Source organism: Desulfovibrio sp. 7SRBS1 (genome assembly GCF_049723905.1).
Taxonomy (GTDB): domain Bacteria; phylum Desulfobacterota; class Desulfovibrionia; order Desulfovibrionales; family Desulfovibrionaceae.
In genome coordinates this window covers 2,014,807-2,040,241 of the sequence record NZ_JBJKFD010000001.1, presented here as the reverse complement: position 1 = coordinate 2,040,241, position 25,435 = coordinate 2,014,807, and the positions used below count along the sequence as shown (strand labels likewise).

Annotated in this window: 19 protein-coding genes and 1 CRISPR repeat array; all 19 genes read right to left on the bottom strand. The window is 58.1% G+C overall.

The annotated features are described in order from the left end of the window. Positions 1–434: 434 nt before the first annotated feature. The 19 genes from glk to ACI0FJ_RS09310 all read right to left on the bottom strand — a co-directional run bounded on the left by glk (position 435) and on the right by ACI0FJ_RS09310 (position 25,427). Complete coding sequence (gene glk / locus ACI0FJ_RS09400; protein WP_424302274.1) at positions 435–1,427, bottom strand: glucokinase; 993 nt, start codon at positions 1,425–1,427, stop codon at positions 435–437. A gap of 230 nt (positions 1,428–1,657) precedes the next feature. After that, positions 1,658–2,314 carry a signal peptidase I gene (gene lepB, locus ACI0FJ_RS09395; protein ID WP_424302271.1) on the bottom strand — a complete coding sequence of 219 codons (657 nt, stop codon included), beginning with the start codon at positions 2,312–2,314 and terminating at the stop codon, positions 1,658–1,660. Positions 2,315–2,345: 31 nt separating this feature from the next. Beyond that, on the bottom strand, positions 2,346–4,145 hold the full coding sequence (lepA, locus tag ACI0FJ_RS09390) for a translation elongation factor 4 (RefSeq protein WP_424302268.1): 1,800 nt from the start codon (positions 4,143–4,145) through the stop codon (positions 2,346–2,348). A 637-nt stretch (positions 4,146–4,782) separates the two neighbouring features. Next, positions 4,783–5,178: direct repeats of the CRISPR family, unit length 29 nt; unit sequence GTGTTCCCCGCGCATGCGGGGATGAACCG. Positions 5,179–5,811: 633 nt separating this feature from the next. Continuing rightward, entirely contained in the window at positions 5,812–7,299 is a 1,488-nt protein-coding gene (gene flgL / locus ACI0FJ_RS09385) for a flagellar hook-associated protein FlgL (RefSeq protein WP_424302265.1), read from the bottom strand. Between the two features lie 25 nt (positions 7,300–7,324). Next, positions 7,325–9,415 carry a flagellar hook-associated protein FlgK gene (gene flgK / locus ACI0FJ_RS09380; protein ID WP_424302262.1) on the bottom strand — a complete coding sequence of 697 codons (2,091 nt, stop codon included), beginning with the start codon at positions 9,413–9,415 and terminating at the stop codon, positions 7,325–7,327. Positions 9,416–9,454: 39 nt separating this feature from the next. Further along, the gene (locus ACI0FJ_RS09375; protein WP_424302259.1) at positions 9,455–11,047 is read right to left on the bottom strand and encodes a flagellar hook protein FlgE; all 1,593 of its coding nucleotides are present in this window, start codon (positions 11,045–11,047) and stop codon (positions 9,455–9,457) included. Between the two features lie 18 nt (positions 11,048–11,065). Continuing rightward, positions 11,066–11,863 carry a flagellar hook assembly protein FlgD gene (locus ACI0FJ_RS09370; protein WP_424302256.1) on the bottom strand — a complete coding sequence of 266 codons (798 nt, stop codon included), beginning with the start codon at positions 11,861–11,863 and terminating at the stop codon, positions 11,066–11,068. A 317-nt stretch (positions 11,864–12,180) separates the two neighbouring features. Continuing rightward, positions 12,181–12,471, bottom strand: coding sequence for an anti-sigma factor family protein (locus tag ACI0FJ_RS09365; RefSeq protein WP_424302253.1), 291 nt, complete (start codon positions 12,469–12,471; stop codon positions 12,181–12,183). Positions 12,472–12,559: 88 nt separating this feature from the next. Then, complete coding sequence (locus tag ACI0FJ_RS09360) at positions 12,560–13,105, bottom strand: RNA polymerase sigma factor (protein WP_424302250.1); 546 nt, start codon at positions 13,103–13,105, stop codon at positions 12,560–12,562. 195 nt (positions 13,106–13,300) lie between these two features. Then, positions 13,301–15,238, bottom strand: coding sequence for an ATP-binding protein (locus ACI0FJ_RS09355; protein WP_424302247.1), 1,938 nt, complete (start codon positions 15,236–15,238; stop codon positions 13,301–13,303). Positions 15,239–15,474: 236 nt separating this feature from the next. Beyond that, entirely contained in the window at positions 15,475–15,825 is a 351-nt protein-coding gene (locus ACI0FJ_RS09350) for a DsrE family protein (protein WP_424302244.1), read from the bottom strand. A 66-nt stretch (positions 15,826–15,891) separates the two neighbouring features. After that, entirely contained in the window at positions 15,892–17,082 is a 1,191-nt protein-coding gene (locus ACI0FJ_RS09345) for a PilZ domain-containing protein (protein ID WP_424302242.1), read from the bottom strand. 625 nt (positions 17,083–17,707) lie between these two features. Next, positions 17,708–18,691, bottom strand: coding sequence for a class II fructose-bisphosphatase (glpX, locus tag ACI0FJ_RS09340; protein ID WP_424302239.1), 984 nt, complete (start codon positions 18,689–18,691; stop codon positions 17,708–17,710). Positions 18,692–18,699: 8 nt separating this feature from the next. Further along, a complete protein-coding gene (gene tkt, locus ACI0FJ_RS09335; RefSeq protein ID WP_424302236.1) occupies positions 18,700–20,664 on the bottom strand; it encodes a transketolase in 1,965 nt (654 codons plus the stop codon). A gap of 77 nt (positions 20,665–20,741) precedes the next feature. After that, a complete protein-coding gene (gene rpiB / locus ACI0FJ_RS09330) occupies positions 20,742–21,179 on the bottom strand; it encodes a ribose 5-phosphate isomerase B (protein WP_424302234.1) in 438 nt (145 codons plus the stop codon). A 78-nt stretch (positions 21,180–21,257) separates the two neighbouring features. Beyond that, positions 21,258–21,599, bottom strand: coding sequence for a hypothetical protein (locus ACI0FJ_RS09325; protein ID WP_424302231.1), 342 nt, complete (start codon positions 21,597–21,599; stop codon positions 21,258–21,260). A 48-nt stretch (positions 21,600–21,647) separates the two neighbouring features. Further along, entirely contained in the window at positions 21,648–22,523 is an 876-nt protein-coding gene (locus tag ACI0FJ_RS09320) for a hypothetical protein (protein ID WP_424302229.1), read from the bottom strand. Further along, on the bottom strand, positions 22,523–24,289 hold the full coding sequence (locus ACI0FJ_RS09315; RefSeq protein WP_424302226.1) for a tetratricopeptide repeat protein: 1,767 nt from the start codon (positions 24,287–24,289) through the stop codon (positions 22,523–22,525). Before ACI0FJ_RS09315 ends, ACI0FJ_RS09320 begins: the two co-directional genes overlap by 1 nt. A gap of 64 nt (positions 24,290–24,353) precedes the next feature. Next, positions 24,354–25,427, bottom strand: coding sequence for a sigma-70 family RNA polymerase sigma factor (locus tag ACI0FJ_RS09310; RefSeq protein WP_424302223.1), 1,074 nt, complete (start codon positions 25,425–25,427; stop codon positions 24,354–24,356). Between the last annotated feature and the right edge of the window lie 8 nt (positions 25,428–25,435).

Genomic DNA, 25,435 nt, shown 5'->3' with positions numbered 1-25,435 from the left:
ATACATTTTTCGTATTTTTTGTTCAGTCTTTCGCTGGAACTCAGGATATTGAAAACCGTCTGCGGTCCGATTTCGCCGCTCTGGACGGCGGGAGGGGATGCCGCGATAGCCCTGAAAGTGCGGCCATGTGGTCGGTCGAATACGTGCCTTCCAAAAAATAAGCTCCCAAATAAGCCCTCTGGGAGGGGAGAGGGGCGGCTGTCAGGGGGCGTGGGAGCTGCAATATGGTGTTCCAGGCGGCGGACGGAGGGCAACAGGCCCCCCAAATTCTGATGCCGGTCGGCATGCGCGGGGGCATGGCTGCCACGCCCCTGCACAGGCCGGAATTACCAGAGCACAGGCCGGAATTACCAGAGCACAGGCCGGAATTACCAGAGCACAGGCCGGAATTACCAGAGCACAGGCCGGAATTACCAGAGCACAGACCGGAATTCTTAGAGTTCCAAGGCGTGGGCTGCCGATCCGGTCAGTGCCGGGTCGGAGTTGGTGATCAGGTACACCGGAATTTCCTTTACCATGGGGCTCAGGCGGCCCTTGTCCAAAAAGGCTTCCATAAAGGCGGCGCTGTGCACGGCTTCGGCAATGTGCAGGGGGATGCCTCCGCCCACGTACAGTCCGCCGTGGGGCCCCAGCTTGAGCGCGAGGTTGCCTGCTTCTGAACCGAGGATGGCGACAAACAGGTCCAGTACGGCCTTGCAGATGGGATACTTGTCGGGATTTTTCATGCCATTGCCCAGTATGACAGCAGTCATGTCCGGATTGGCGTCCAGTTCGGCCTGCAAAGCTTCAGGGACCGGGTAGCGGCCCGTGTCGCGAAGAAAATTGAACAGGTTGGGAGTGCCCATGCCGGAACAGACCCGCTCGTAGCTCACCCGGTGCAGGGTTTTGCGCAGGTAGGCCAGCAGCTCCATCTCCGTATCGGTACGCGGGCCGAAGTCCGTGTGTCCGCCCTCACTGCTGTGCGCCTGGTAGCATGAGCCGCCCCATGTAAGGTACGCCTCGCCCAGTCCCGTGCCCGGAGCGACAATGGCCTTGGGTGCCTTGTCCTGCGGTTTGCCTGGGTTGATTTCCTGCAGGTCGTCTTGGGAAAGATGAGGAACGGCGTAGGCCATGGCTTCCAGGTCGTTGAGCAGGGTGACGGGCAGGCCGCCCAAAGCTTCCACAAGTTCGGAGGCCCGGATGCTCCAGGGAAGGTTGGTGGCGTCCACGCGGTTGTCGATAATGGGACCGGCAACATCGAAACAGGCTTTTTCCAGATGGTCGGCATGGGGCGAACCATCCAGAAATTCCGCGATGATTTCGTCAAGCCCCTTGAACTGCCTGTTGGTGTATTTTTTGATTGGAGTTACCGGGCTAAGCCGTTCTTCCGTGGTGTAAACAGCCAGCCTGGTGTTGGTTCCGCCGATGTCGCCTGCAAGTATTTTCATGGTCACGTTTGTGGGGTTGTGCCCGCTGCACAGGCCCGAAAGAAGGCGGCGGGCGGTTCATGTTCTGCCGTCTATTTCGACGGACATCCTCTGTATACGTTCTCGCGGGCTTAAAATCCAATGGCAATTGTGATGGGCACAGGTGTTTGTGTGGCGAATTAAAAAACGCCTCTTGCGCAAACAAGAGACGTTTCTGATGGCGTTCCAAAGGAAGAGTCGGTTCGCTGCGTTTAGTGCAGAATTCGGCCTATCCTGTTCCAGCGGATGAACGTGGGGCCTTCCCAAGACCAGTAGATGATCCAGGCCTTGCCGATGATGGCGGAGCGGTCCACAAATCCCCAGCAACGGGAGTCGGACGAGTGGTCGCGGTTGTCGCCCATCATAAAATATTTGCCTTCGGGCACCGTGAACTTCTTGATGTTGTCGCGTCCGGGGCAGGCGGGCAGTCCGCCGGGGCCGTCGGGAGGTCCGTCCACCACGATGGGCCGCACGTACGGGTCCATGGCTGCGTAGTTCACATAGGGTTCCTCAAGCAGTTCTCCGTTTCTGTAGACCCGCTTGTTCCGGATTTCGATGGTGTCGCCGGGCGAACCCATGACGCGCTTGATGTAATCGATGGAAGGGTCGCCAGGGTACCGGAAGACGACGATGTCCCCGTCTTTGGGCTTGGTAATGTCTATCAGGTTGATATCGGTAAAGGGTATCTTGATGCCGTAGATGAACTTGTTCACCAGCAGATGGTCACCGATCTGGAGTGTCTCCAGCATGGAACCGGAGGGAATCTTGAAAGCCTGCACCACAAAGCCCCGGATGAAGAGCGCCAGGACAATGGCAATGATAAGGGCTTCCGTAGTTTCTTTCAGCATGTTGACAAATTTGGGATTCATTATGTTTTTCCTTGAGGGGAAATGCGTGTTTTTAGTCGTCGTCGCTGGTTTGGAGGGCGGCCAGAAAAGCTTCCTGGGGCACTTCCACGTTGCCCATCTTCTTCATCCGCTTTTTGCCTTCCTTCTGCTTTTCCAAAAGCTTGCGCTTACGCGTGATGTCGCCGCCATAGCATTTGGCGGTAACGTTCTTGCGCAGCGGGGCGTTACGCTCGCGGGCAATGATCTTGTTGCCAATGGCAGCCTGGATGATGACTTCGAAAAGCTGGCGCGGAATGGCCCGCTTGAGGCGCAGGGCAAGGCTTCGTCCGATGCGGGCGGAGTTTTCCCGGTGCACGATGGTGGACATGGCGTCGACCTTGTCCCCGTTGATCAGGATGTCCAGCTTGACCATGTCGGAAACGCGGAAGTCCACCACTTCGTAATCCATGGAGGCATAGCCCCTGGTGATGGATTTGAGTTTGTCGAAAAAGTCGAAGACGATTTCCGCAAAGGGCAGCTCGTAGGTGATGATGACGCGGGTGGACGTGAGGTATTTCATGTCCTTTTGAATGCCGCGTTTTTCTTCGCACAGCTTGAGCACGCCGCCGACGTATTCGTTGGGCACGTGGATTTCCATGCGCACGTACGGTTCGGCCACCGAGTTGATGTATTGCGGGTCGGGCAGTTTGCTGGGGTTGTCGATCAGCTCGGTTACGCCTGCGGTTGTTTCCACCTTGTAGATGACGCTGGGCGCAGTGGCTATCAGTTTGGCCTGGAATTCGCGTTCCAGCCGTTCCTGAATGATCTCCATGTGCAGCAGGCCCAGAAAACCGCAGCGGAAGCCGAATCCCAAGGCCTGGGACGTTTCCGGCTCGTAGGAAAAGGCGGCGTCGTTCAGCTGCAGTTTTTCCAGAGCGCCCTTGAGCAGCTCGTATTCCGCGGGTTCCACGGGATACAGGCCGCAGAAGACCATGGGCTTTACTTCCTGGAAGCCGGGGCACGGCGTCTGTGCCGATTTGCCCGGAACCGTTATGGTGTCGCCCACCTTGGCCTGGGAAAGTTCCTTGATGCTGGCCGTAAGAAAGCCGACCTCACCGGGGCCCAGTTCCTTCACCTTGAGGGCATCCGGGGAAAACACGCCCAGATCGGTCACGTCGAACTCCGCCTTGGTGGAGTACATCATGATCTTCTGGCCCGGCTTGATGCTGCCGTCGATGATGCGGAACAGGACCACAACGCCCTGGTAGGTATCGTACCAGGAATCGAAAATAAGGGCCTTGAGCGGGGCGTTTGCGTCACCGATTGGCGGCGGAAGATCGCGGACAATGCGTTCCAGCACCTTGTCCACGTTTTGGCCGCTTTTGGCGCTGACAGCCAGGTAGTCTGTACAATCCAGACCAATGGCTTCCTCGATTTCGTGGGCAACCTCGTCCGGGTGTGCGCTGGGCAGGTCGATCTTGTTCAGTACGGGGATGATTTCCAGATCGTGGTCCAGGGCCAGATACACGTTGGCCAGGGTCTGCGCTTCCACGCCCTGGGTGGCGTCCACTACCAGCAGCGCGCCTTCGCAGGCGGAAAGCGACCTGGAAACCTCATAGGAAAAGTCAACGTGGCCCGGCGTGTCGATCAGGTTCAGAATGTATTCCTGACCGTCCTTGGCCTTGTACGGAATGCGCACGCTCTGGGCCTTGATGGTGATGCCACGTTCCCGTTCCAGATCCATGCGGTCCAGATACTGTTCTCTCCGTTGCCGATCTGAAACCAAACCGGTAATTTCGAGAATACGGTCCGCCAAGGTGGATTTGCCGTGGTCGATATGTGCTATAATGCTGAAATTGCGTATGTTTTTCATGGTATCCTGGATGTGTGGCTCTGCGTTGCAAAGAGAGGCAAGCCCCTGTAGGCGCAGTCCAAATGAACCACTCTCCATAAGCGATTTATCCTCCACTGTCTAATGAAACTGCTGTTGGGGGGATGGATGGCGGCAGTGCAATGTGGGTGGGGGCGGCAGCGCGATTTTTCTCCCTGCCTTCGTTGCAAAGCAATGTTTGGCGCCGGGATGGAGGTTTACTCCTATCCGCGTCTCCAAACATCACTTTGCGCCTCGGCAGGAACAAAACTTACACTGCCGCGGGGAGGCTGGGGACCAGGGGCTTTTCGGTGACTAAAAGGTGAGCGCATTTTTTATGAAGGCATATTATTTGTGGGGATGAATTTAGGGGATGTGCCTTGATCGCCACACCCATCAATGGCGGGGTCTCGCCACGCTTCGTGGCGTACCTGCGGCAGTGGGGTAAAAATGGGATTTCTTGTCCTTTTTAATTATTGGGAAATGATGTAAAAATACGGCAAATAAAAGTACCAAATATAACTCATTGAGATTGTAGACAAATTGTTCCTTCTGTAGCTCTTTGATATAATTGATGAAAAAGTTGGTAGAATTTTGCAATGCACGCAGATGTCTGTAATGGTAGGTTTTTTGTGGAAGAGTGTTCCCCGCGCATGCGGGGATGAACCGAAGGTTTTTGAGTTTTTCCTGCTCCATTTCTTGTGTTCCCCGCGCATGCGGGGATGAACCGACATGAGACACTTGCAAAACATAGGATTTTACGTGTTCCCCGCGCATGCGGGGATGAACCGCAAATGAGAAATCCGGACTATGCCGGGGACTCCGTGTTCCCCGCGCACGCGGGGATGAACCGATCTGTACGTCTTGTGCATTGGTGGATGGCAGGTGTTCCCCGCGCACGCGGGGATGAACCGATTGGTCGCCCAGGTCGCCGTCGCCGTCCCAAGTGTTCCCCGCGCACGCGGGGATGAACCGCCAATAATCCAAACCCATTTTTTGACGATAGAGTGTTCCCCGCGCATGCGGGGATGAACCGAGCGCCATGAATCAGAGCGCCTCCCGGTCTGGGGGTTCCCCGCGCACGCGGGGATAAGTTTGTTGGGCGTGCTTCAAGCGAAGCACCACCACTTGCGGTGTCCTCGCCACGCTTCGTGGCGTACCTGCGGCAGTGGGCTTGGAATGCTGCTGGGGAAATTATGGCGCAAGGGTTTTACCTCGCCTGTCTTGGTTCAAAGAGGCGGCCAAGAATACCTAACAGAAATCTGCGGCCCTTTCGTGTCGGAAAGGGAGGGGAAGGTTCCGGAAACAACCGGGGAAACCGGGCGCGTTGACCGGGTTTCCCCACTGTTTCCGGATAATTCGACGAAACTGTGCTTGGTAGACAAGGAAAGGGACACCATGCCTTCTTTGCTGCCCACCTCCTCTTTATTTCTCGGAATATTGATGCTGAAAAGGCGCTATCAGTTCCCCGCGCACGCGGGGATAAACCGCCCAAAGCTGGCTGCCGACCAACTGGGTGTCCTTTTTCCTCCTCCCTCCCAAAAAAGCAAAGGCTCCCGGCATACTCGCTATTCGCGAACAGTGCTGCCGGAAGCCTCGCAATACAGGCTCTGCTGGGGCCCCTTAAGGGCTCTGTCGGGTTTTCTCCCGAACTTCTCTCCCCCTGCGGTTAGAGGTAGTTGAGAATGGACAGATTCATTATTTGGGAGGTGGTCTTGAGCACCGTGCTGTAAATAACCTGTGCCCTGGCAGTATCCGCAGTCAGTTTAAAAAGGTCTGCATCTTCAACCCCGGAGAGACTGGTGGTTGTGTTGTCGGCCTGGATTCCCAGGGCATAGGCGCTGTTGGTCAGACGGTCCAGGCGTGCTCCGGTGCTTGCCGCGCCGGAAAGCAGTGTCTCGTGTGCGTCCTGCAGCTTGTCCAGGCAGTCGGCTATGCCGTCTCTATCGTTGGTTTCCAGGTAGCCGATAAGCTCGCCGATGGTTTCAAAGAGGTTGCCCTTGTCTGGATTTGCACTGGGGTGGCTTGCGCCGGGTTCCTGATACAGTCCGCCGAATATGTCCTTGCCCACGTTGTTCACCTCCACCTCACTGTCACGTGAAATATTGATATTGATGCGCGCTTCGCGCTGATCCAGAGTGAATTGGTCACCGGCGCTGAGGGTGTTGCCCGTGTCGGGAGTCAGTTCCAGGGTGCCCCCCGGCACAGCCAGCCGTCCGTTGCTGGAAGTGAGCCCGCTTACCCATGTATCGCCGCCGTCCAGACTGTAGGAATATTGTACGGGACCGGGCAGGGTGGCGTTGGCATCCACCCGGACCACAGTGCCGGTCCGAAAGTTTCCCTCGGCCTTGGCATTGATGTCCGCTGCCCCGTATTTCTCTACGGACACATCGTCCTGGTCGTCCCCCATGTATTGGGCGGTGGGCCGGATGATGAACGCCGAACCATCGGTGTCTCCGGCACGACCGGTGGCAGCTGTTCCGTCGGCCAGGGTAAGATCGGCCCCGCCGCAGTCGAGGGTTCGGGAACCCGCGGGCAGGGTGGCGGTGGTCCAGGTCTTTCCGCCGTCCTTGGAGTAGCGGTATTGCAGGTCGGTAGCGCCTCCCACCGTGCCCGAGTCCAAAAACTCCACCTTCACAGAACGTTTTGCATCTCCCTGTACCATTTCCACGGCCGATCCGGGGATGGATTCGTCCAGGCTGGTGGCGCTGAGCGCCTTTTCGTAGGCGTTGGAGTCTGTTTTGTGCCCCGCAAAGATGGATTTGCCCACATATTCGGTGTTGGACAGGGCGAGCATTTCATCAAGGAATTGGCGCACCTCGTCGGCCGTTATAAGGCGCTGATCCGCAGTCACGGTATCGTTGGAGGCCTGTTGCGCCTTGGCCTTGATGCTCGCAATCAGGGTACTGGCTTGCGACAGAGTGGAGTCGCCCAGCGTGAGCCAACCCTTCGCCGCCTTGATGTTGTCCTGATAGTCTTCCAGCCGCATGCCCTGCGAACGCAGAGCCACGGCAATGGCCGCGCCCGCCGGGTCGTCGGACGGGCTGTTGATGCGTTTTTGAGAGTAGCCCATTTCGTTGAGCCGCATCATTTCGGCAAGGGACTTGTTCATGTTGTTTATCGAATTATAGTACAACATGTTTTGGCTTACGCGCATGGGAAACTCCTTGCTCTGCCGACGCCTACTTGAGCGCAAGTATGGTGTCGAACATGTCCGAGGCCGTCTGGATAAGGCGCGAGGCGGCCGCGTAGTTCTTGTTGAGTTGGAGAAGCTTGGCCATCTCCTCATCCATGTTGACGCCGCCGATGGATTCCTGCCTTGTGTACAGGTCCTGGCTCAGGGCCTGCTGTGCCTGGTAGGAAAACTTGGCGCCGGATGCGTCCGTGCCCACCTGGGATGTCAGCCCGGCCAGAAAATCGGAAAAGGTTGTTTCCTGGTCGGCATATGGCCCTTTAAAGAGCACGTCTTTGGTGGCGAGTGCGGCAATGGCCTTGGCCGTATCCACGTCGCCTTCGTTGATTTCCCCGGCGCCGTTGACGTGTCCTACGCAGATGGCAGACGGGGTGTTGACGATGTCCTGGGAAACGCTCAGGTCGTCGCAGGAATGGCCGTCGAAGAAGTTGTTGATGCCCAGTCCGGCCAGCAGACCAGAGGTATCGGAGGCCAGCTCGTACTTGACGCCGCTGCCTGCACTGATGACCAGGGCGTTGTTTTCTATGGTCGCCGTTACGTTGCCGCTCATGGATGCGTTGATGGCGTCGCGCACATCCTCCATGGAGTGCTGGGTGGGGTCGAACGTGGCCGTTCCGGGCGGGACAATGGACGAGAAGTCTATGGCCGTCTTGCCCATGGCCTCGCCTGTTGTGCTGTCGTACAGGGCAATGGCAAAGCTGCCTTCGGTGAGCCTGTCGGCAAAGTACAGGCCGGAATCGGCCAGGGCAGCGCTGGTACTGCGCGCTTTTTCCTGGCCGCGCAGGGTGCTGTGGTGGGCCCCGCTCGCCCCCTGCGAATGGAGGCGGTTGATTTCCCAGGCCAGACTTTCCGCCATGGCGTCCAGCTGCTTTTTGTATTCTCCCAGACAACTGTCCCGGGTCGCCAGCAGACCTACAATGCTGCCGCCGCTTTCACGGCCCGATCCGCCCGCCATGTCGGGCGGGTGGGGGGCAATGCTTTCTTTGGTGGAAGTGTTCTTGTTCCAGTAGACCGAGGATTTGGGAACAACGGTAAAGCGGTCCCCCTTGCTCAGGTTGGTGGTGGCTGCGGCGGAACTGTCGCCGGATTTGCCGAACCATATCCTGACACCGTCTACGGTGGTGTTGTCGTCCTGAGAGCCTGCCGTGAAGACCTTGGGGGTTCCGTCCTTGTTTTCCAGCCAGGTCTTGCCGCCGTCCAGGGAGACGCGGTAGGTGGCTGCACCCGCGCTGCCGTCGGCAGGGCCGTCGGTCAGCACGTCGATGGTTATCTCGCTGTTACTGCTGCCTTCAAAATAGATGTCGCCTTCATAGGCCGAGCCGGGGCTGAGGCCTATTTCCCGGCTCGGCCCGTCAAAGCTGAGGGTATAGTGTTTGCTGCCCGAAATCAGGGTGCGCCCGCTCGTGGTGCTTACGGCTACCTGTCCGTCGGCCTGAATCTGCGTCTTGATGCCGATTTTTGCGGTCAGGTTGCGCAAGAGTGCATCACGTGTGTCGAGCAGGCTGTTGTTGTTCGGGTTTGCGGTTATGGATTTGTTCAACGACGCCAGATCGCTCAGAATCCGGTTGGTCTCGTCGACTTCCTGACGCATTTGTTCGTCAATCTGGTGCTGCTGGCTGTCCATGGCGGAACGCATCAGCTTCAGCTGCTGGGTCAGACTGTCTGCTTTGCCCAGAAGGGCGGCCAGGGAACCCGAGGACCCCTGATCCGAGGCCGCGGTTCCCCAGGCCCCCCAGAACTTACCGAGAATTGTCGCAAGTCCGGAGTCGTCGGTGGACTTGAACAATTGTTCCGTCTGGCTGAGCTGGGAAGTAAGGGTTCCCCATTTGCTGGCTTCCCCATGTCGTTCCAGGTACTGCTCCTCAACGTATGTGCTCAGGTTGCGGTAGATGCTGGCGATGGACGCACCTGTTCCAACGGAACCAAACCCCATATCCAGGGTTTTGTTGGATTCCATCACCACCGAACGACGTCGGTATCCTTCCACGTTTACATTGCTGACGTTGTTGCTGTGCACGCTTATGGAAGATTGCGTGTTCAGCAGCGACGACAGGCCCATTGAGTACAGCATATTTATCATGACGAATCTCCTGCGAAACGGGAGTCACCAGGCGCGTGGTTAGCGCTTGAGCTGGATGACTTCCTGAAGCATGGCGTCAGCGGTTGTGATGATTTTGCTGTTGGCCTGGAAACCGCGCTGCGTGGTAATCATCTTGACCATCTGTTCCGCAGTGTCCACGTTGGACTGTTCTAAAGAGTTGGAGGAAACAGTGCCCAGCCCACCGACTCCGGCCAGGCCGGTGGTGGCCGGTCCGGACTCGCGTGTTTCCGAGAACAGGTTGCCTCCGATCCGGTTCAGCCCCTCCATGCTGTTGAAGTTGGCCAGGGTGAGGGCGTACAGGTCCAGGACCTGACCATTGGAATAATGGCCGGTGATCACGCCGTCGTTGTTGATGCTGATGCTTTGCAGAAAACCAGCGCCGTAGCCGTCCTGCGTCTGGGTAATGGCCGTGGAACCGGACTCGTCGTAGGCGGTGCTGGCCTGGCCTTCCACTTGCGGCCGCGAGAAGTTGTTGAGGGAAGCCACCGTCGTTCCAATCACCGAGGCGTTCGAGGCCGCACCAGCCCAGCCTGTTCCGGTCGTGTCCTGGTTTCTGAGGCCGAAATCCAGTTCGATGTTGGTTGCGTTGGGCGCACTTGTGGTGCTGGCGTCGTTCAGTTTGGAGAAGTTGGCCGTAAACACGGGCAGTCCGTTGTCCGAGAATTTGGCCGGGGTCCATTGGTTGAGCCCCTTGAGGTCGCCGCCTGCCCCGGAGCCAAGGGTAAAGGCGCTCATGCCGGTAATGTTGCCTGCCGCGTCGAAAGTGAGGGTGCCCGCCATGACCAGGCCCGCTGCCGAGGTTGTGGAAACCTTGGAGCCGCCCAGTACGCGTCCGTCCGCATTCGGCGGTACGGTTACGATGAATTCCCACACCTGCTGGCCACCGGCGTTGCTGGTAACGGAGGAGTCCTTGACCGGGTCGAAGTAGACGGTCAGGTCATGCGAGGTGCCGTTTTCGTCGTACACCTTGATGGTATTCTGGGCAGCATAGCGCGAGGAGGCCAATGGTGGTTCCTTCTGCCCGTTCCAGTTTTTGAGCAGGGAGAAGAAGGGGTCTGTTGGATCGGCGGACTTGTCATCGTCCTTGCTGTTGAGGTTCATAACCATGTTCACGGCCTTGGTGGCCTGCGGCGGAGACTGGAAGTTGGCCAGCTTGATGTTGCCGGCCGAACCGACCGTGCGGACCCGCCCGCCGGACGATCCCGGTTCCACTTCCCAACCCTGGACGATATACCCGTGGGTATCGATCAGGTTTCCTTGCTTATCGAAGCGGAAGTTGCCCGCACGGGTGTAGAAGGATTCGTTGGTATCCGGATTTTTCACTACGAAAAATCCTTTGCCGCCGATGGACACGTCTGTGGCGGCGGTGGTGGTTTCGTTGGGGCCCTGGCCGAAGTCGCTCATAATGGCCGCCACCTGGGAACCCTGGCCCACCTGACCAATCCCGCTGCCCGTGCTTATGGATGCGTAAAAAAGGTCCTGAAAATGGGTATTGGACCCTTTAAAGCCGTATGTGCTTTGGTTGGCCAGGTTGTTGCCGATGACGCTCATGGCCTGGCTGTGGGTGCGCAGGCCGCTTATGCCGCTGTACATGGAGCCGGTAATGCTCATGCTGCTCTCCTTGCAGGGCTATGCTGCCTTGCTTTCTTTGTTGTCGTCCGTACCGTCGGTCTTGCCCGTGTCGCCAGTATTGCCCTTGTCACCAGTATTGTTCTTGTCGCCGTTGTCGGCCTTGTCGTCGGGCTTGGATGTTTTGTCGGCATTGGTGATGGTGTAGACGTTGTTCAGTGCCACGGTGCGGCCGTCTTCCAGTTCCAGAACCACCCCGCCTTTTGACATGCTCACGCTTTCCACCTTGCCGGCTACCTGGGTGGAGGTCAGAACCGCTCCGCCGTTTTCGTCCGTGGCGGTGAATTCCACAGTGTAGGTACCGTCGGACATGGTCGCGCCGTTGTAGCCCCGGCCGTTCCACGAAAATTCGTATTGTCCGGCTTCCTTGGGGCCAATCTTGACGGTATCCACGATGTTGCCGTCCTTATCCTTGATATTGGCGGTAACTTCCTTGGCGTCTTCGGCAATGGCATAGGTGATGTCCGTGGCCTTGCCCTTTTCGAGGACAACCTGGTTTCCGGAAGCCAATACGGACTTGCCTATGTAGTTGGAAGCATTCTGGAATTGCTGTGCAGTAAGAGCCTCGGCAATGTTGGTCATCTGGCTGTTCAGATTGGCCAGTTGCTCCAGGCTGGAGAATTGCGCGAGCTGGGCCAGGGTCTCCTTGTCCTCCATGGGATTAAGGGGATCCTGGTGTGAGAGCTGGGTAAGGAACAGTTTAAGAAAATCGTCCTTGTCCAGGTCCTTGGACGGAGTGGTCTTGCCCGGGGGCTGAAGTGCGTTCAGATATGATGTTACGTCGGTAACGGTTGCCATAATTGCCTCCGCGTCGCTGCGTTGTTGCTGGTGGAACAGGACCTTTGCGTCCCTGTTCCAAGTAATCGCCACGCGAAGACATGCCGGTCGGCAACTCGGAAATTCGTAACCAGGCCATAGGAGAGAGCGGAAGAGCGCACTCGTCCGTGCGCGGAACACGCCGCGTGTCTGCCCTGGCCGGGCTTTATGGTGGGGGGAAACAGGAAAAGTGCTTTAGATTTCTCGCGCTGTGCGGCGGACGCCGCAGATGGGGGAGAGGCGCGAGACAGGCACGTTGTCCCGCTGCTGTGGCGGGACGGGGTGGGAAAGCGTTTCCCCTATGCTGGTTTGCTGTCTGTTTCTGTTGTCGAGGAGTTCTCCTCCTTGTGCTGCACCAGGCGCTTTGCCCGTTCACGTACCACAGAAGGCACCACAATGGACTCATCGCTGAGCAGCCCGTTCAGTTCCGCCAAGGCTTGGCGGCAATCGGCGCAGGTCGCAAAGTGTGCTTCACAGGCGGCCTGCTGTGCCTCATCCAGTGTTCCGTCCAGGTAGGACGCCATGGTCATTGAATCCATGCAGTCGTCCGTAGTGGGCAGATCCTTCCCTGGTGTCTTCGTTCCTTCCATGGAACCAACTCCTTTGGGGTTGACGAAATTTTTTATAACAAGCGTAAATTCCTGCCGAACCTTCCTATCGGCACTTTTTGTACGAAGTTTATGCACATTCTGGAGAATAATGATCGCGTAGCCTGGTCAGGGCCTGATGTTTGATGCTTCGTACTGTCTGGCGATTCACTCCGAGTATCTTGGCTACGTCATCCGTGCCGCAGTCGTCCTCGAAGAGCATGCGCAGGACCATTTCCTGGCGAGGGGTCAAAAGCTGTTTGGGGATGTCGACTCCCTTGGGCCAGGGGGGATCGTTGCGGCCCAGTTCTTCCACGTCCTCGTCCGTTATCAGCTTGATCCGTGCACCGTAAAATCCGCTTTTGAGAAAATCCAGGGTCGTGCTCCGGGTTATGATGGTGAGCCACGTCCGCATGCCCGCCTTTTCCGGATTGTAGCTGCGCAGCAGCTTATAGTCGTTTTTTACCAGGCGGACAAAGACGTTTTGGGTCACGTCCATAACGTCCGCCGGGTCGGGGCAGGGAACACGGGTGCGGAAGATTCGCAGCACCGTGCAGTATATGTCGTTGGTGTGCTCGTCCACGAATGCGTCCCAAGCCCGCTTGTCTCCTTCTAGGCATCTTTTGAGGTCAGTCATTTTTCTTCCCGATCTGATCGCTACAGCGTGTATTGCGAGTCCGTTTGTAAACAGCTTTTAGGGAATCCGAGTGAGAAAGACCGGCATGTCTTCATGAGTATATACGAGCCGTCCGAAGGAAACATCCAAGCCGTGTGTTCTTTTTTTTAATTTTTTATTTTCGAACTTCTTTTCAGGATTGAAACGGAATGGGAACTACGCCGTAGGGGGGTAAAAAACCTTGCGTAGGGCATTGTGAAACGCATCTACGCTGACGGGTTTGGACAAATAGTCGTCCATGCCGGAAGCCAGCAGGCGTTCCCGGTCGCCAGGCATTGCAAAGGCGGTCATGGCAATGATGCGGATGTCTTTCTTGTCGCCCCCGGCCTGCCCGTTGCGAATGGCCCTGGTGGTTTCCATGCCATCCATGACCGGCATCTGCACATCCATAAGCACCAGATCGAAATGTTCGTTCCGCAGCCTTTGCAAAGCTTCTTGACCGTTCCCCACAGCCGTCACGTTGCCTCCGGCCATTTCAATATGTTTTTGCGCGGCAAAACTGCTTATCTGGTCGTCTTCCACCACAAGGATGCGCTGGCCCTTCAACAGGGGGCTGTTCTCGTCCAGCGCCGCATTGTTCTGCATTGTGACGGCGTCCGTCAAGGCAAACGGGATGGAAATGTGAAATGTACATCCTTTGTCCGGGCCGTTTTCCACGGACATGACGCCGCCCATCAATTCCACGAGATTTTTGGTGATGGCAAGACCCAGTCCGGCCCCCTGGTGTTGTCTGGAAAACCCCTCCTGCCCCTGGGAGAATGGCTTGAAAAGGGTGTGCAGGGTCTGGTCGGGAATGCCGCATCCCGTATCGGATACGGAGAAGAGAATCCGCAGGGTATTGTGCTGTGTGTCGGACACGGCAGACACATCCAGGGACACCCCGCCTGTGGTCGTGAACTTGAGGGCATTGCCCAGGATGTTGGTGAGAATCTGTTGCAGGCGCACGGCGTCGCCCAGAACTTTTTCGTCCAGTTTCTGCAGGCGGCTGTCCATGTTCAGCTGCAGGCTTACTCCGGCCTGTCCGGCCATGGGTTGGAACAGCTCGATGACTTGGCGCGTTGTTTCCAGCACGTCGAACGGAGCCTTTTTTATTCGGATTTTGCCGGCTTCGATGCGGGATATGTCCAGAATGTCGGTGAGCAACCGGGAAAGACGTTTGGAAGACACGATGCCCAGCCGTATGAATTCGCGCTGTTCTTCGTCCAGGTCCGTTGTTTCCAGAAGTTGGAGCATGCCCATGATGCCGCTGATGGGGGTGCGAATTTCATGGCTCATATTGGCCAGAAATTGGGATTTCACGTGGTTGGCCGCTTCGGCCTGTTGCCTGGCGAAGAGCAGTTCCTGTTCGGTGTGGACTCGATCGGTGATATCCTGCACCGTTCCCAGGGACTGGAGCGGGGTACCCTGCTCGTCGTAGTGGGTTTCGCATTGTTCCTGCACATGGACAACGCTCCCGTCGGGACGGACGACCCGGTGGGTGATGCAATAGTGGGTTTTGTTCTGCACGGATTGTTCGAAGGCGTTGATGACCATCTCCCGATCCTCGGGGTGGATGGACTGAACAAAGGTTTCTATGGTCATTTCATAGCTGTCCGGGGAAAACCCGAAAATGCGGCCAACCTCATCAGACCAGCTGAGATGACGGGTTTTGAAATCCAACTTCCAGTGGCCCAGGTGGGCAATGGCCTGCGCCTTTTCGTGCTGGTGCTGCCGTTCCTGCAAATTTTCCTTCATCTTCAGCAGCAGGGTCTGGTCGTCCATGACCATGACGGCGCATGTGGCTTCTCCATTCTCCAGTATGGGGGTTATGGAAACCGTCATATCGTGCAGGCTTCCATCCGACGCCTGGATGGTGCGCCACAGAAGGGAGGCGGGGAGGCCCGAGCGTATGACCTGGGCGGCGGGACAATCGGTCCGGCAGGCAAGGGCGGGATCGCCAAACAGCTCCCAGCATTTTTTACCCCGGGCTTCTTCCTGTGTGCAACCGGCCAGTTCCTCGGCCGCAGGATTCATGAACAGGAGATTCATATCCCTGTCGCGGACATAAACCGCTTCCTGGATGACGCTGAGTATCTGGGAGGCGTAATCGTCCATTGAACGACCCCTTGAGCAAAGCAAATTGTAAAGGCGACACCCGTACTTGGTGGGCGTACGTATCAAATAAATCTTTGTATAAAATAGACCATATCAATGGTGGGATGTCCAGCTGGAACAAAAGACAAGGAGAATGAAAAAGCCGGGAAATGTGTGAATGAAGAATGGTGAACAGAAGAACTCCCCCGGATGGTGTGCAGGCTCCGGGGGAGAAGAGAGTGCTTTGGCAGGGCGGTTTAAAAGGTGATGATTTTGTAGCCCCGTTCCATATAGGCGGCCATGGACGGATGGCCGCTCATGTCGGCCAGCAAGGGCATGTCCAGGGCCTGCACCGCGTCCAGAACGCCCATCTTGGCAGAACATGCCTTGCAGGCTCCGTCGAACAGACCGGCCTCCCGGGCCTTGGCATACAGGGCATTGAACGGATGGCCTTGTGCGGCAACCTCCACCAGCGCCTTCACGCTGGCCCCTTCGACCACGATGAGGACGTCGTTTCCTTTGTCATGCATGTCCAGGGCGTTGAGCAGGACGTGTACGAAGCACATGGCCTCGCCGTTGAATCCAAAAAGAGCAATTTTCTCGTTCATGGTCCACCGCCTTGCTGATTCGGGTTGGTGAAATTTGGGGCGGCAAGGGGGGATGGTGGCTACGGCTCAAAAGGAAAGTTTGATGACTTTCTTTTCCTTTTTTCCCTTGATGTCGAATTCGTCGGCAACCTGTGCACCCTTGCGCTGCTCCTCGGTGATGAGGTGGGTGAGGGTGTTTTCCTGTTGCCGTGAGAGCGAGGGGAAGCTGCTGCCGATGGTGGTCTTTTCCACGCGCATGACCTGGAGCTTGATGCCGGAAAGGACCACCTCTCCCCGGTTGATCAATTCCACGTTCATGGTCTGCCCCTTTTCCAGAGGCGGCCGCGTGGCTTCAAAACAAATGCCCGTTGCGCTCAGGTCCACGGCCTGCAGATCGATTTTGTGGTCGATCAGGCGCACCTGCCAATCGGGAACAAACAGGCGGAGCGACCCCCGGTTTTCATGCCGCGGGGTGAAGTTGTCGTGGGCTTTTTGACGGCGTTCCTTGGGGTTGAGCTTGTGCCAGATTCCATGCAGTCCGTCGGACTGCCCTTCCGCTTCCGGCTTTTCTGCCGAGGCTGGTGCGTCCGTGGGCCGGGCCTCGGATGCCTTTACCGCGGGAGCAGGCAGAGAGGCGAGTTCTCCGGCCCGTTCCAGGGCGCTTCTGTAGCCGTTTTTTTGTCCCAGCAGCAGGAACGCGTTGGCAAGCCCCATGTAGGCCAGTGCGGACGGTCCCTGGTCCTTGAGCACGCTTTCGAAAATTGTTTTGGCTTGTGCGCCGTCACACTCTTCCAGACAGGCGATTCCCCCTTCCAGGGTGCGAAAATGTTTTTTGTCGGACGGTTTATTTGGCAGGGGAGAGGCGGCGTGGGGAGGAGGACTGGGAGCGTCGGACGAGCCGTTGAGCAGTTCTCCAATGGCTCCGCGCATGGCGCCCTGAGCCAGCGGTTTGGTGATAAAGCGCGCGTGAGTGTCTTTGGCTGCCGCCTTGACGAGTTTTGCCGCGTCTGCACCGACAACCCCGATAAAAGGAAGATTTTTGTACGGCTTGGCCTTACGCAGTCCCTGGAACAGTTTGAATGCGGCCACCGAACCTTCGGATTGGTCCGCAACAACCAGGGAAACATCGGCCTCCTGGAGTTTGGCAATGGCGGAACTCATGGTCCGTACAAACGCCAGGTTATCTTTGCCCAGGGCTTTCAGCGACTTGGCAAGAGGCAGTCCCGCTTGTTTGTCGGGTGCGACAATGAGGATGATCTGCTGCGAGGAAGCGGCCATGGCTTGATCCGTTGTTGAGTCGCTGGAGTTGGAGGGGGCAAAAAATACGTACGATCAATTTAAAAGATATATTTAGCTCTTCCGTATGGTGTTTTGTCAAGTCGCAGGCGGCTGAAAAAGGCGTGATAGCTGCGTTGTTTCGAAAAATTCAAATCCTCGCGTATCAGGAAATACGCGTCGGCCTTGAATTTTTCTTACGCCTTGCTCTCCCACCTTTTTGAGCCGCCTGCATAATGTTGCTTCCTGGTAAGGCTGAAAAAGGCATGTTAGCTGCGTTGTTTCGGAAAATTCAAATCCTCATGTATAAGAAAATACGCGTCGGTCTTGAATCTTCATCATGCCTTGCTCTCTCATTTTTTTGAGCAGCTGCTCGATGTGCTTCTTTCATCATGTTGAAAAAGGCGTGATAGCTTGTTGGTTCCCGTTGGTGAGTCTTTTCGGTTCTCCCACCTTTTTTGGGGGGGACTGGTTTGCCGTGCCTTCTGCTCAGCGATGGTTTGCTTGGCGGCCCATACAATGAAAAGCCCCGCGTATCTTTGCGATACACGGGGCGTTGTTTTTGAAGTGTCTGTACGGTGCAGGCGAACTGGAAGGCGCAGCCTTCCGGGCCAGTCGCAAGCAGGTACTAGTCATATTTGACGTTACTGACCTTCATCAGGGTCTCGAAGTTGTGTACGGCTTCCATGTAGCGGATGGAACCGGTGAGCCCGCGCATGCTCAGGGTATGCGTGGTGGCTCCGTAACCGGAGAAGCTTACGCCGCCCAGGAACGATCCGCCGGAAATGCCGGTGGCGGAAAAGTACAGGTCGTCGCTCTTGACCAGGTCTTTTTCCGTGTACACGCGGCGGGTGTCGATGCCTGCGTCGATGAGGCTGTTCTTTTCATCAACCAGCTGGGGGTCCAGCTTGGCGATCATGGCGCCGCCCATGATGCGGATGGCGATGGCGGAGAGCACGCCCTCGGGGGTGCCGCCCGTACCCATCATCACGTCCACGTCGGACTTGGGGTTCACGGCCATGAGGGAGCCGGTGATGTCGCCGTCGGTGTGCAGCAGGATGCGTGCTCCGGCCCGGCGTATTTCTTCGATGATCTTGGCATGGCGCGGCTTGTCCAGAACGAACACGGTCATGTCGTCCACGTCTTTGCCCAGGACCTTGGCGATCTTTTTCAACATTTCATCGGCAGGTGCGTCGATGTCCACGATGTCGCGTGCGGCTTCGGGCACGACCAGCTTTTTCATGTAAAAGCTGGGGCCGGGGTTGAACATGGTGTTTTTGGGGGCCATGCCGACAACGGAAATGGCGTTGGGGCGGCCGTAGGCCAGCAGACGGGTGCCTTCCACGGGGTCCACTGCGACGTCCATGCCGGGGCCGTTTCCGGACCCGACTTTTTCGCCGTTGTAGAGCATGGGGGCTTCGTCCTTCTCGCCTTCGCCAATGATGACGCGGCCGTCGATTTCCAGGGTGGAGAAGGATTTGCGCATGGCGTCCACAGCGGCCTTGTCGCCGGATTCCTTGTCGCCGCGTCCGAGCCAGCGGGCGGAAGACAGGGCGGCCGCTTCAGTCACGCGGGCCAGGTCGAGTGCCAGGTTGCGGGTAGGAGCTTCCATTCTTCCTCCTAGAACTTTTCGCGGATCATGGCCGCGAGGTTTTCAGCTGTAAAACCGTATTTTTCGGCCAGCACGTTGCTCGGTGCGGAATGGCCGAAGTGGGAAATGCCGAGAATAACGCCGTTTTTGCCTACGTACTTGTGCCACAGGTCCGGGCGGCCCGCTTCTGCGGCGGCCAGCACCTTGGCGGAGTCGGGAATGACGGAGCTTTTGTAGGCTTCGTCCTGTGCGTCGAAGAGTTCCATGCAGGGCATGCTGACCACGCGTACGGCCTTGCCTTCCAGCAGGGCGGCGGCTTCGATTGCCAGGCTCACTTCCGAACCGCTGGCCACGATGACCGCATCGGGCGTGCCCTCACAGTCCTTGAGCACGTAGCCACCCTTGGCCGGACCGTCCTCAAGGGCGGGGTATTCGGCAAAGTCCATCACCGGCAGGCCCTGGCGGGTAAGCATGATGCAGGACGGTGTTTCGGGCTGGCGTAGGGCCAGTTCCAGGCAGGCGCAGGTTTCGTTGGCGTCTGCCGGGCGCATGACGAGCATGTTCGGGATAAGCCGCAGGCTGGAAACGTGCTCGATGGACTGGTGCGTGGGACCGTCCTCACCCAGGTAGAACGAGTCGTGGGTGTAGATGTTGAGCACGGGCAGCTTTTGCAGCGCGGACATGCGCAGTGCGTTGCGCATGTAGTCGGAAAAGGTCAGGAAGGTCGCGCCAAAGGGAATGAGGCCACCGTGCAGGGCAATGCCGTTGCAGATGACGCCCATGGGGAATTCGCGCACGCCCCAGGCCAGGTTGCGTCCTTCCGGAGTGGCGGCGCTGAAGTTGCCGGTGGTGTCGCGGAAGTTGACGGTCTGGTTGGAGGGGTCCAGGTCGGCAGAGCCGCCCACCAGGGTGGGGAGCTGGTCGATCAGGGCGTTGAGGGCAGAGCCCCAGGCCTTGCGTGTGGCGACTTTTTCGCCGGGGGGGAATTCCGGCCAGTTGAAGGTGAGGTCTTCACGCTTCTTGTTGGCCCACTGCCAGGCGTCGTTGAAGGAGGCGTCGGCGGAAAGCTTGTCGCTCAGGCGCTTGCTCCACTGGCTGGAAACGTCGGCCAGCTGCGGAAAGCGGGCGCGGTAGGCAGCCACAACGTCGTCGCCCACCTGGAAGAACTTGTCCTCGGCCAGGCCGAGTTTTTTCTTGGAGGCGGCGATTTCCTCGGGCGGCAGGGGCGCGCCGTGGGTGTTGTAGTCGCCTTCGCGGGTTGCCGTGCCGTTGGCCATGGTGGTGTGGCCGATAATCAGCGTGGGCTTGGAGGTTTCGGCCTGTGCCTCGCGGATGGCCTTGCGGATTTCGTCGTGGTTGTGCCCGTCGATTTCAATGACGTGCCAGCAGATGCCTTCGTAAATCTTGCGGTAGTCGGTGCAGTCCGCGCGGGTGGTGGGACCGGCCAGCTGAACCTTGTTGGAGTCGTAGTAGGCTATCAGCTTGCCCAGGCCCCAAACTCCGGCCAGGGTGGCGGCGCCAAAGGAGATGCCTTCCTGGAAGTCGCCGTCGCCGGCCAGAACGTAGGTGTGGTGGTTACAGATGTCCTGCCCCAGCGTGTCGCGCAGCTTGGCTTCGGCCACGGCCATGCCCACGGACATGGCAAGTCCCTGTCCCAGGGGGCCGGTGGTTGCTTCCACGCCAGGGGTCATGTCGTGTTCGGGGTGGCCCGGCGTTTTGGAACCGAGCTGACGAAAGTTTTTGATTTCGTCCATGCCGAGCCAGCCGTTGAGATGCAGCAGGCCGTACAGGAGCATGGATTCATGGCCGGCGGACAGGACGAACCGGTCGCGGTCGAACCAGTTTGGGTTGTCCGGGTCGAATTTAAGAAATTCCTTGAAAAGGATGGTGGCGTAATCAGCCGAGGACATGGCTCCGCCGGGGTGGCCGGAATTGGCCTGGCGGGTAGCGTCCATGATCAACCCTTTGACGGTGTTGACGATCTGCTGGTCCATGGAAGTTGTTCCTATGCGCCGCATCTGCGGCGGCGTTGGCGGTTCGCGAAAAAGGGCCTGCCCGAAGGTAAGGTCGGTTATCCGTTGTTTTCGATCAATCCCACGCGGCGGGCGTGACGTCCGCCCTCGAATTCGGTGGACAGAAAAGCGTCCACAATGGCCAGAGCCACTCCCTGTCCCAAAACGCGTTCACCCATGCACAGCACGTTGGCGTTGTTGTGCGCCCGGGCCATGCGTCCTGTAAACTCGTTGTGGCACAGCGCGGAGCGGATGCCGGAAATATGGTTGGCGGTGATGTCCATGCCTATGCCGGTGCCGCAGATGAGTATGCCCAGGCTGTCGGGCGTGTCCAGTACCTTGCGGCAGAGCTTTTGGGCGTACTCGGGGTAGTCGCACGAGTTTGTGTTGTCCGGCCCCAGGTCCGTCACCGTAACGCCCGTTTCGGTCAGATGTTCGCGGACAGCCTTCTTGAGGTTGAAACCTCCGTGGTCCGAGGCAATGAATATGGTTGGCATGGAAGTGTGTTCCTATTGGCGTGGTTATGATGAATCCCTCCGCCGCGAAGCCGTGTTCCCGCGCCGGAGAGGGGGGCCCTACAATCCCCAGCGTTCCTTGCGCGAGGCCTCGAAACGTTCGCGCCGCACAGGTATTTCCCCGCGCAGGAAGTTCAATTCCTCGCGCAGAAAATCGGCCTGGCGTGCGGCCAGCAGCATTTCGTCTCCGTCTGCCTTGCCAGCCCGCCAGAGCGAACGCAGCCGCTCGTGCTCTTTGTTTTCCTTGCGCAGGCGGCTTTCGAGCTGGCGAATTTCAATGGCGGCCAGAAGACGCAGCAGCATCCAGGTGATCTCGCTGCCCAGAACCCGCAGCCCGAGCAGGAACGTGGTGATGGGGTCGTGGCGGGAAGTGGAACAGGAGCAATGATTTTTCTGGCTCATTGGTATTCCTCGATTTTGTTGCGAAGCACTCTACACCCAAGGGGGGCATTAATAAAGACAAGCCCTTCCGTCCAGCGGAATGGGCACGACATCTTCGGGAAGGTCCAGGCGTGTGGCATTGGTCGGCCAAGGCTGGTTGCGAACCTCCACGGATTTGAGAAAAATTCTCGCGCTTTTGTCCCGGCCCATGGTCAGAATTATTTTTGCCGGAGAATGAGGAAAATCTTCCTTGCCGTAGCGGGAAAGGTCCATGGTCCAGGCCGAATCTTTCGCATCCTGTGGCGGGCTCTGCATGCGGACGATATTTCCTAAGCCGTCAAAGTCCACCTTTTCCACCGGGTTGTTCGCCAATGTATAGGACCAGCCGCCGTCGGGCAGTGCATCGGCGGCAACATAGGTTTTGGGCAGCAGGGCCATGCCGTGGCCGGTCAGCAGCAGGGCCATGTCCTGCAGGCTGAAGGGCAGGGGCAGATTCAGGGCGGGCAGTGCGCGCCGGGCGTCGGAGTGGGTAAAGGCCTGGTTGGAATCGGGGTAGAAAATGGTCCAGACCGTGCGGGTCTGGCTGGCGTAGGCCACGGGCGAACCAATGGTGGAGAGCAGGTCCAGGCGCAGGGGAAGGGCTGTGCTTCCCCACAGGCTCAGGCGCATGCGTGCGGACTTGTGCCCTTCGTTGACGTACATGCTGGCCCGCAGATTCAGGTCCAGCGGGGCGTCCAGGGTGCCGGTCCGGCGCACCATCTGCCAGAATTTTTGTGCCGTGTCCGCGTTCCGGAATGGTCCGGTGGCGGTTTTGGGCGCGCAGGCCGTTGCCAGGCACACCACGGCCAGAGCCAGCAGAAGAAAAAGACGGGAAAAGGGGCGTCGCTGTGCCGAGAAACGCGGGGACGTCTCGGGACGGAGGCGTTTTCGCGTTGAGCCGGGCATCACAATCTATCCAGTTTTTCCTGAATTCTGGCCACGTCCTGCGGAGTAAGTCCCTTGTCCTTGGCTTTCAGGGCGCGGGTATAGCCTTTGCGGGCGTCGCCCGTGCGTTTCAGCGCCAGCGCGATGTCGCCGTAGTGCTCCCACATGGTGGGGTCGATGGCGGACTGCAGGCTTACGGCCCGGCTAATGGCTTCCCAGGCCTGCGCCTGTCTGCCCAGGCGGTGGTAGACCCATGCCAGGGAATCCAGAATATAGCCACTGTCCGGCTTTTGTTTGAGCGCCGCCTTGACCAGCACCAGGGCGCGGTCCAGGTCGCGGTTTTCATCGGCCAGAACATAGCCCACGTAGTTCAGGGCGTCGGCGTGTTCCGGGTCCAGGTGGATGATACGCTCCATGATCTCCAGGGAGGCGGCGCGCTGGCCCTGCTTGTCCTTGATCAGGCCGAGGTGGTAAAGAAAATCCGTGTCCTTGGGCCACTTTTTCAGGGCCTTTTGCAAGGCCTCTTCCGCTTTGCCGTAGTCGTGCCGGTCCTCGAAAATCCAGGACTGGATCTCGTAGAAATCCTTGTTGTCGGGAAAGCGCTGCATGCCCTGACGGACAATGGCCATGGCCTCGTCCATTCTATCGAGCGTGAAGAGCAGATGGGCCTTGTAGCTCAACACCCGGTTGGCGAGCTGGCTGGCGTCCGGAATTTTTTCCAGATGGCGCAAGGCTGTGGCCGGGTCGTCGTCGCCCTGCAGGGCCAGGAGGGCCATCAGAAAATGATAGGTGTCCGGCGGGTTTTCCAGGCTCTGCATGGGGTCCAGAATCTGCCGGGCCTGGTCGTGGAATCCATCCAGAATGAACATGCGGGCCGCTTCGAGACGAAATTGCGTGTCGTTGGGGCCTTTCAGCGTCAGGTCCAGCGCCTTGTCCGGGTTGTTCATCTTGAGATTCAGGTTGACCAGCCGCAGCCAGATTTCAGCGGCATGTTCGCCCAGTTCCAGAATGTGCGAATAGGTCTTTTCCGCAGCGGCGTAGTCTTTTTTCAGCTCGTAGATGTAGGCCAGCTCGGCCCACATGGTAATGTCTTCGGGCGATTTGCGCAGCGCCGCCTTGAGCAGGTCCACGGCTTTGGTGGTGCGTCCCAGGCGGGTATTGGCCTTGGCGCGGAGCACGTACATCATGGTGCTCTGCTGCTTGGCTGGAATGGGTTTGAGCACGTCCAGGGTTTGGGCGTACTTGTGCATTTCCAGGTACACCTTGGCCAACTGCAGGCGGATGGCCGCATCGTCCGGGTGCTTTTGCAGGTACAGCTCCAGGGTGGTGGCGGCGGAGTCGGCCCGCTGTTCGGCAAGGTAGACGTCGGACAGGCGCAGGGTCATGAAGGTATCGCCGGGGAAGTTTTCCAGGCCCTTCTTGAGCACTTCGCGGGCCTTGTCCAAGCCGCCCATGCGCCAGTGAAATTCCGCCGCTTCCAGATATGCCTCGGGCGTGGGGTGCATTTCCAGCACCTTGCCGATGGCTTCTTCCGCGACTTTCATGTTGCCGTATTTGAAGGCGTCCAGAAAAACGAGATAGGCATAGGACGCGGCCGAATCCTTGGACATGGGAAGGGGCTGGGGCGCAGGCATTGACCTGTGCGCAGCGCAGCCGGACAGGAGCACGGCCAAAAGCAGTGCCAGCGCGAACGACGCGGGGCGGGCCGGAACTCTTCCGGTTGTGCGGAGAGTGGGGATGGACGCGCTTTGCGCCGCACGGGCCTGAATCATGGTTGCATCCAGCATGAACAATCCTTGAAAAGATGCGTTTCGAGGAAGGCTGTATTCCATACCTCGACGAGGGACTAAGTTAGTCTTCCTTGCGAATCCAGTCCACGGAAAAGTCCTGAATCCTGTTGGACAAATGCTGCTTGAGCTTTTGCAGCAGCCGGGCTTCGATCTGGCGCACCCGTTCGCGGGTTATGCCGTATTCTTCGCCTATTTCGCGCAGGGTCTGCGGACTTTCCGAAAGCAGCCGTTCGTCCAGAATGGCCAGTTCCTTTTCGTTGAGTTTGGGGCGCAGCGTATCGATGTGCGAGGTCAGCAAACTGCTCATCTCGTCTCCGGCCAGGGTTTCCTCTATGCCGGGGCCGAGGGCGGGCAGGAAGTCCATGCGCGTGGCGTTGGAATCCTCACCATAGGTCAGGTTCAGGGACATGTCGTTTTTGGACAGTCGCTGATCCATTTCCGTGATATCCTCTTTGGACACCCCGAGGCTTTTGGACAGGGCCGAGGTGGTCGGGTCGTAGCCCAGGGCCTGCAGGCGCTGGCGCTCCTTGTTCAGATTGTAGAACAGCTTGCGCTGGGCCTGGGTGGTCCCTATTTTGACCATGCGCCAGTTGTCCATGATGAACTTGAGGATGTAGGCCTTGATCCAGAAGGCAGCGTAATAGGAAAACTTGATGCCTTTTTCCGGGTCGAATTTCTGGACCGCACGCATGAGGCCGACGTTGCCTTCCTGAATCAGGTCGAGCACGTTTTGCATCCAGCGGCGCTGAAAGTCCATGGCGATCTTGACGACCAGGCGCAGATGGGAGCTGATGAGGCGGAAGGCCGCGTCCGAGTCGTTGAAGTCGCGGACCCTGCGGGCCAGTTCCTTTTCCTCGTCCGGGTCCAGAATGGGAAAACGGCTGATTTCCCGCAGATACATCTGCAGGGGATCGCCTGCGGCCACGCTTCCTTTGCGGGCGGGCAGCAGAACAAAGTCGTCGTGGTCGTCCACGTCTGTGCCCATGGTGTCGTCGATGGAGTTTTCCAGGGAAACGTCCACAGAATCGTCCATGGAATCTTTCAGGGAATCGTCGTTAAGAGCGGCGTCGAGTTCGTCGTCCAGTTCCAGGTCGAGAACGTCTTCGTCGTGTTCTTCGGGGGCCATATCGTCCATTTCCAGGC

Bases quoted from the DNA above. Each gene is read 5' to 3' on its own strand.
- ACI0FJ_RS09310 (WP_424302223.1), bottom strand. From the start codon at position 25,427: ATGGACGATATGGCCCCCGAAGAACACGACGAAGACGTTCTCGACCTG.
- ACI0FJ_RS09345 (WP_424302242.1), bottom strand. From the start codon at position 17,082: ATGGCCGCTTCCTCGCAGCAGATCATCCTCATTGTCGCACCCGACAAA.
- ACI0FJ_RS09320 (WP_424302229.1), bottom strand. From the start codon at position 22,523: ATGCCCGGCTCAACGCGAAAACGCCTCCGTCCCGAGACGTCCCCGCGT.
- glpX (WP_424302239.1), bottom strand. From the start codon at position 18,691: ATGGAAGCTCCTACCCGCAACCTGGCACTCGACCTGGCCCGCGTGACT.
- lepB (WP_424302271.1), bottom strand. From the start codon at position 2,314: ATGAATCCCAAATTTGTCAACATGCTGAAAGAAACTACGGAAGCCCTT.
- flgL (WP_424302265.1), bottom strand. From the start codon at position 7,299: ATGCGCGTAAGCCAAAACATGTTGTACTATAATTCGATAAACAACATG.
- rpiB (WP_424302234.1), bottom strand. From the start codon at position 21,179: ATGCCAACCATATTCATTGCCTCGGACCACGGAGGTTTCAACCTCAAG.
- glk (WP_424302274.1), bottom strand. From the start codon at position 1,427: ATGAAAATACTTGCAGGCGACATCGGCGGAACCAACACCAGGCTGGCT.
- flgK (WP_424302262.1), bottom strand. From the start codon at position 9,415: ATGATAAATATGCTGTACTCAATGGGCCTGTCGTCGCTGCTGAACACG.
- ACI0FJ_RS09350 (WP_424302244.1), bottom strand. From the start codon at position 15,825: ATGAACGAGAAAATTGCTCTTTTTGGATTCAACGGCGAGGCCATGTGC.
- ACI0FJ_RS09370 (WP_424302256.1), bottom strand. From the start codon at position 11,863: ATGGCAACCGTTACCGACGTAACATCATATCTGAACGCACTTCAGCCC.
- ACI0FJ_RS09360 (WP_424302250.1), bottom strand. From the start codon at position 13,105: ATGACTGACCTCAAAAGATGCCTAGAAGGAGACAAGCGGGCTTGGGAC.
- ACI0FJ_RS09315 (WP_424302226.1), bottom strand. From the start codon at position 24,289: ATGCTGGATGCAACCATGATTCAGGCCCGTGCGGCGCAAAGCGCGTCC.
- ACI0FJ_RS09365 (WP_424302253.1), bottom strand. From the start codon at position 12,471: ATGGAAGGAACGAAGACACCAGGGAAGGATCTGCCCACTACGGACGAC.
- ACI0FJ_RS09375 (WP_424302259.1), bottom strand. From the start codon at position 11,047: ATGAGCATTACCGGCTCCATGTACAGCGGCATAAGCGGCCTGCGCACC.
- lepA (WP_424302268.1), bottom strand. From the start codon at position 4,145: ATGAAAAACATACGCAATTTCAGCATTATAGCACATATCGACCACGGC.
- ACI0FJ_RS09355 (WP_424302247.1), bottom strand. From the start codon at position 15,238: ATGGACGATTACGCCTCCCAGATACTCAGCGTCATCCAGGAAGCGGTT.
- tkt (WP_424302236.1), bottom strand. From the start codon at position 20,664: ATGGACCAGCAGATCGTCAACACCGTCAAAGGGTTGATCATGGACGCT.
- ACI0FJ_RS09325 (WP_424302231.1), bottom strand. From the start codon at position 21,599: ATGAGCCAGAAAAATCATTGCTCCTGTTCCACTTCCCGCCACGACCCC.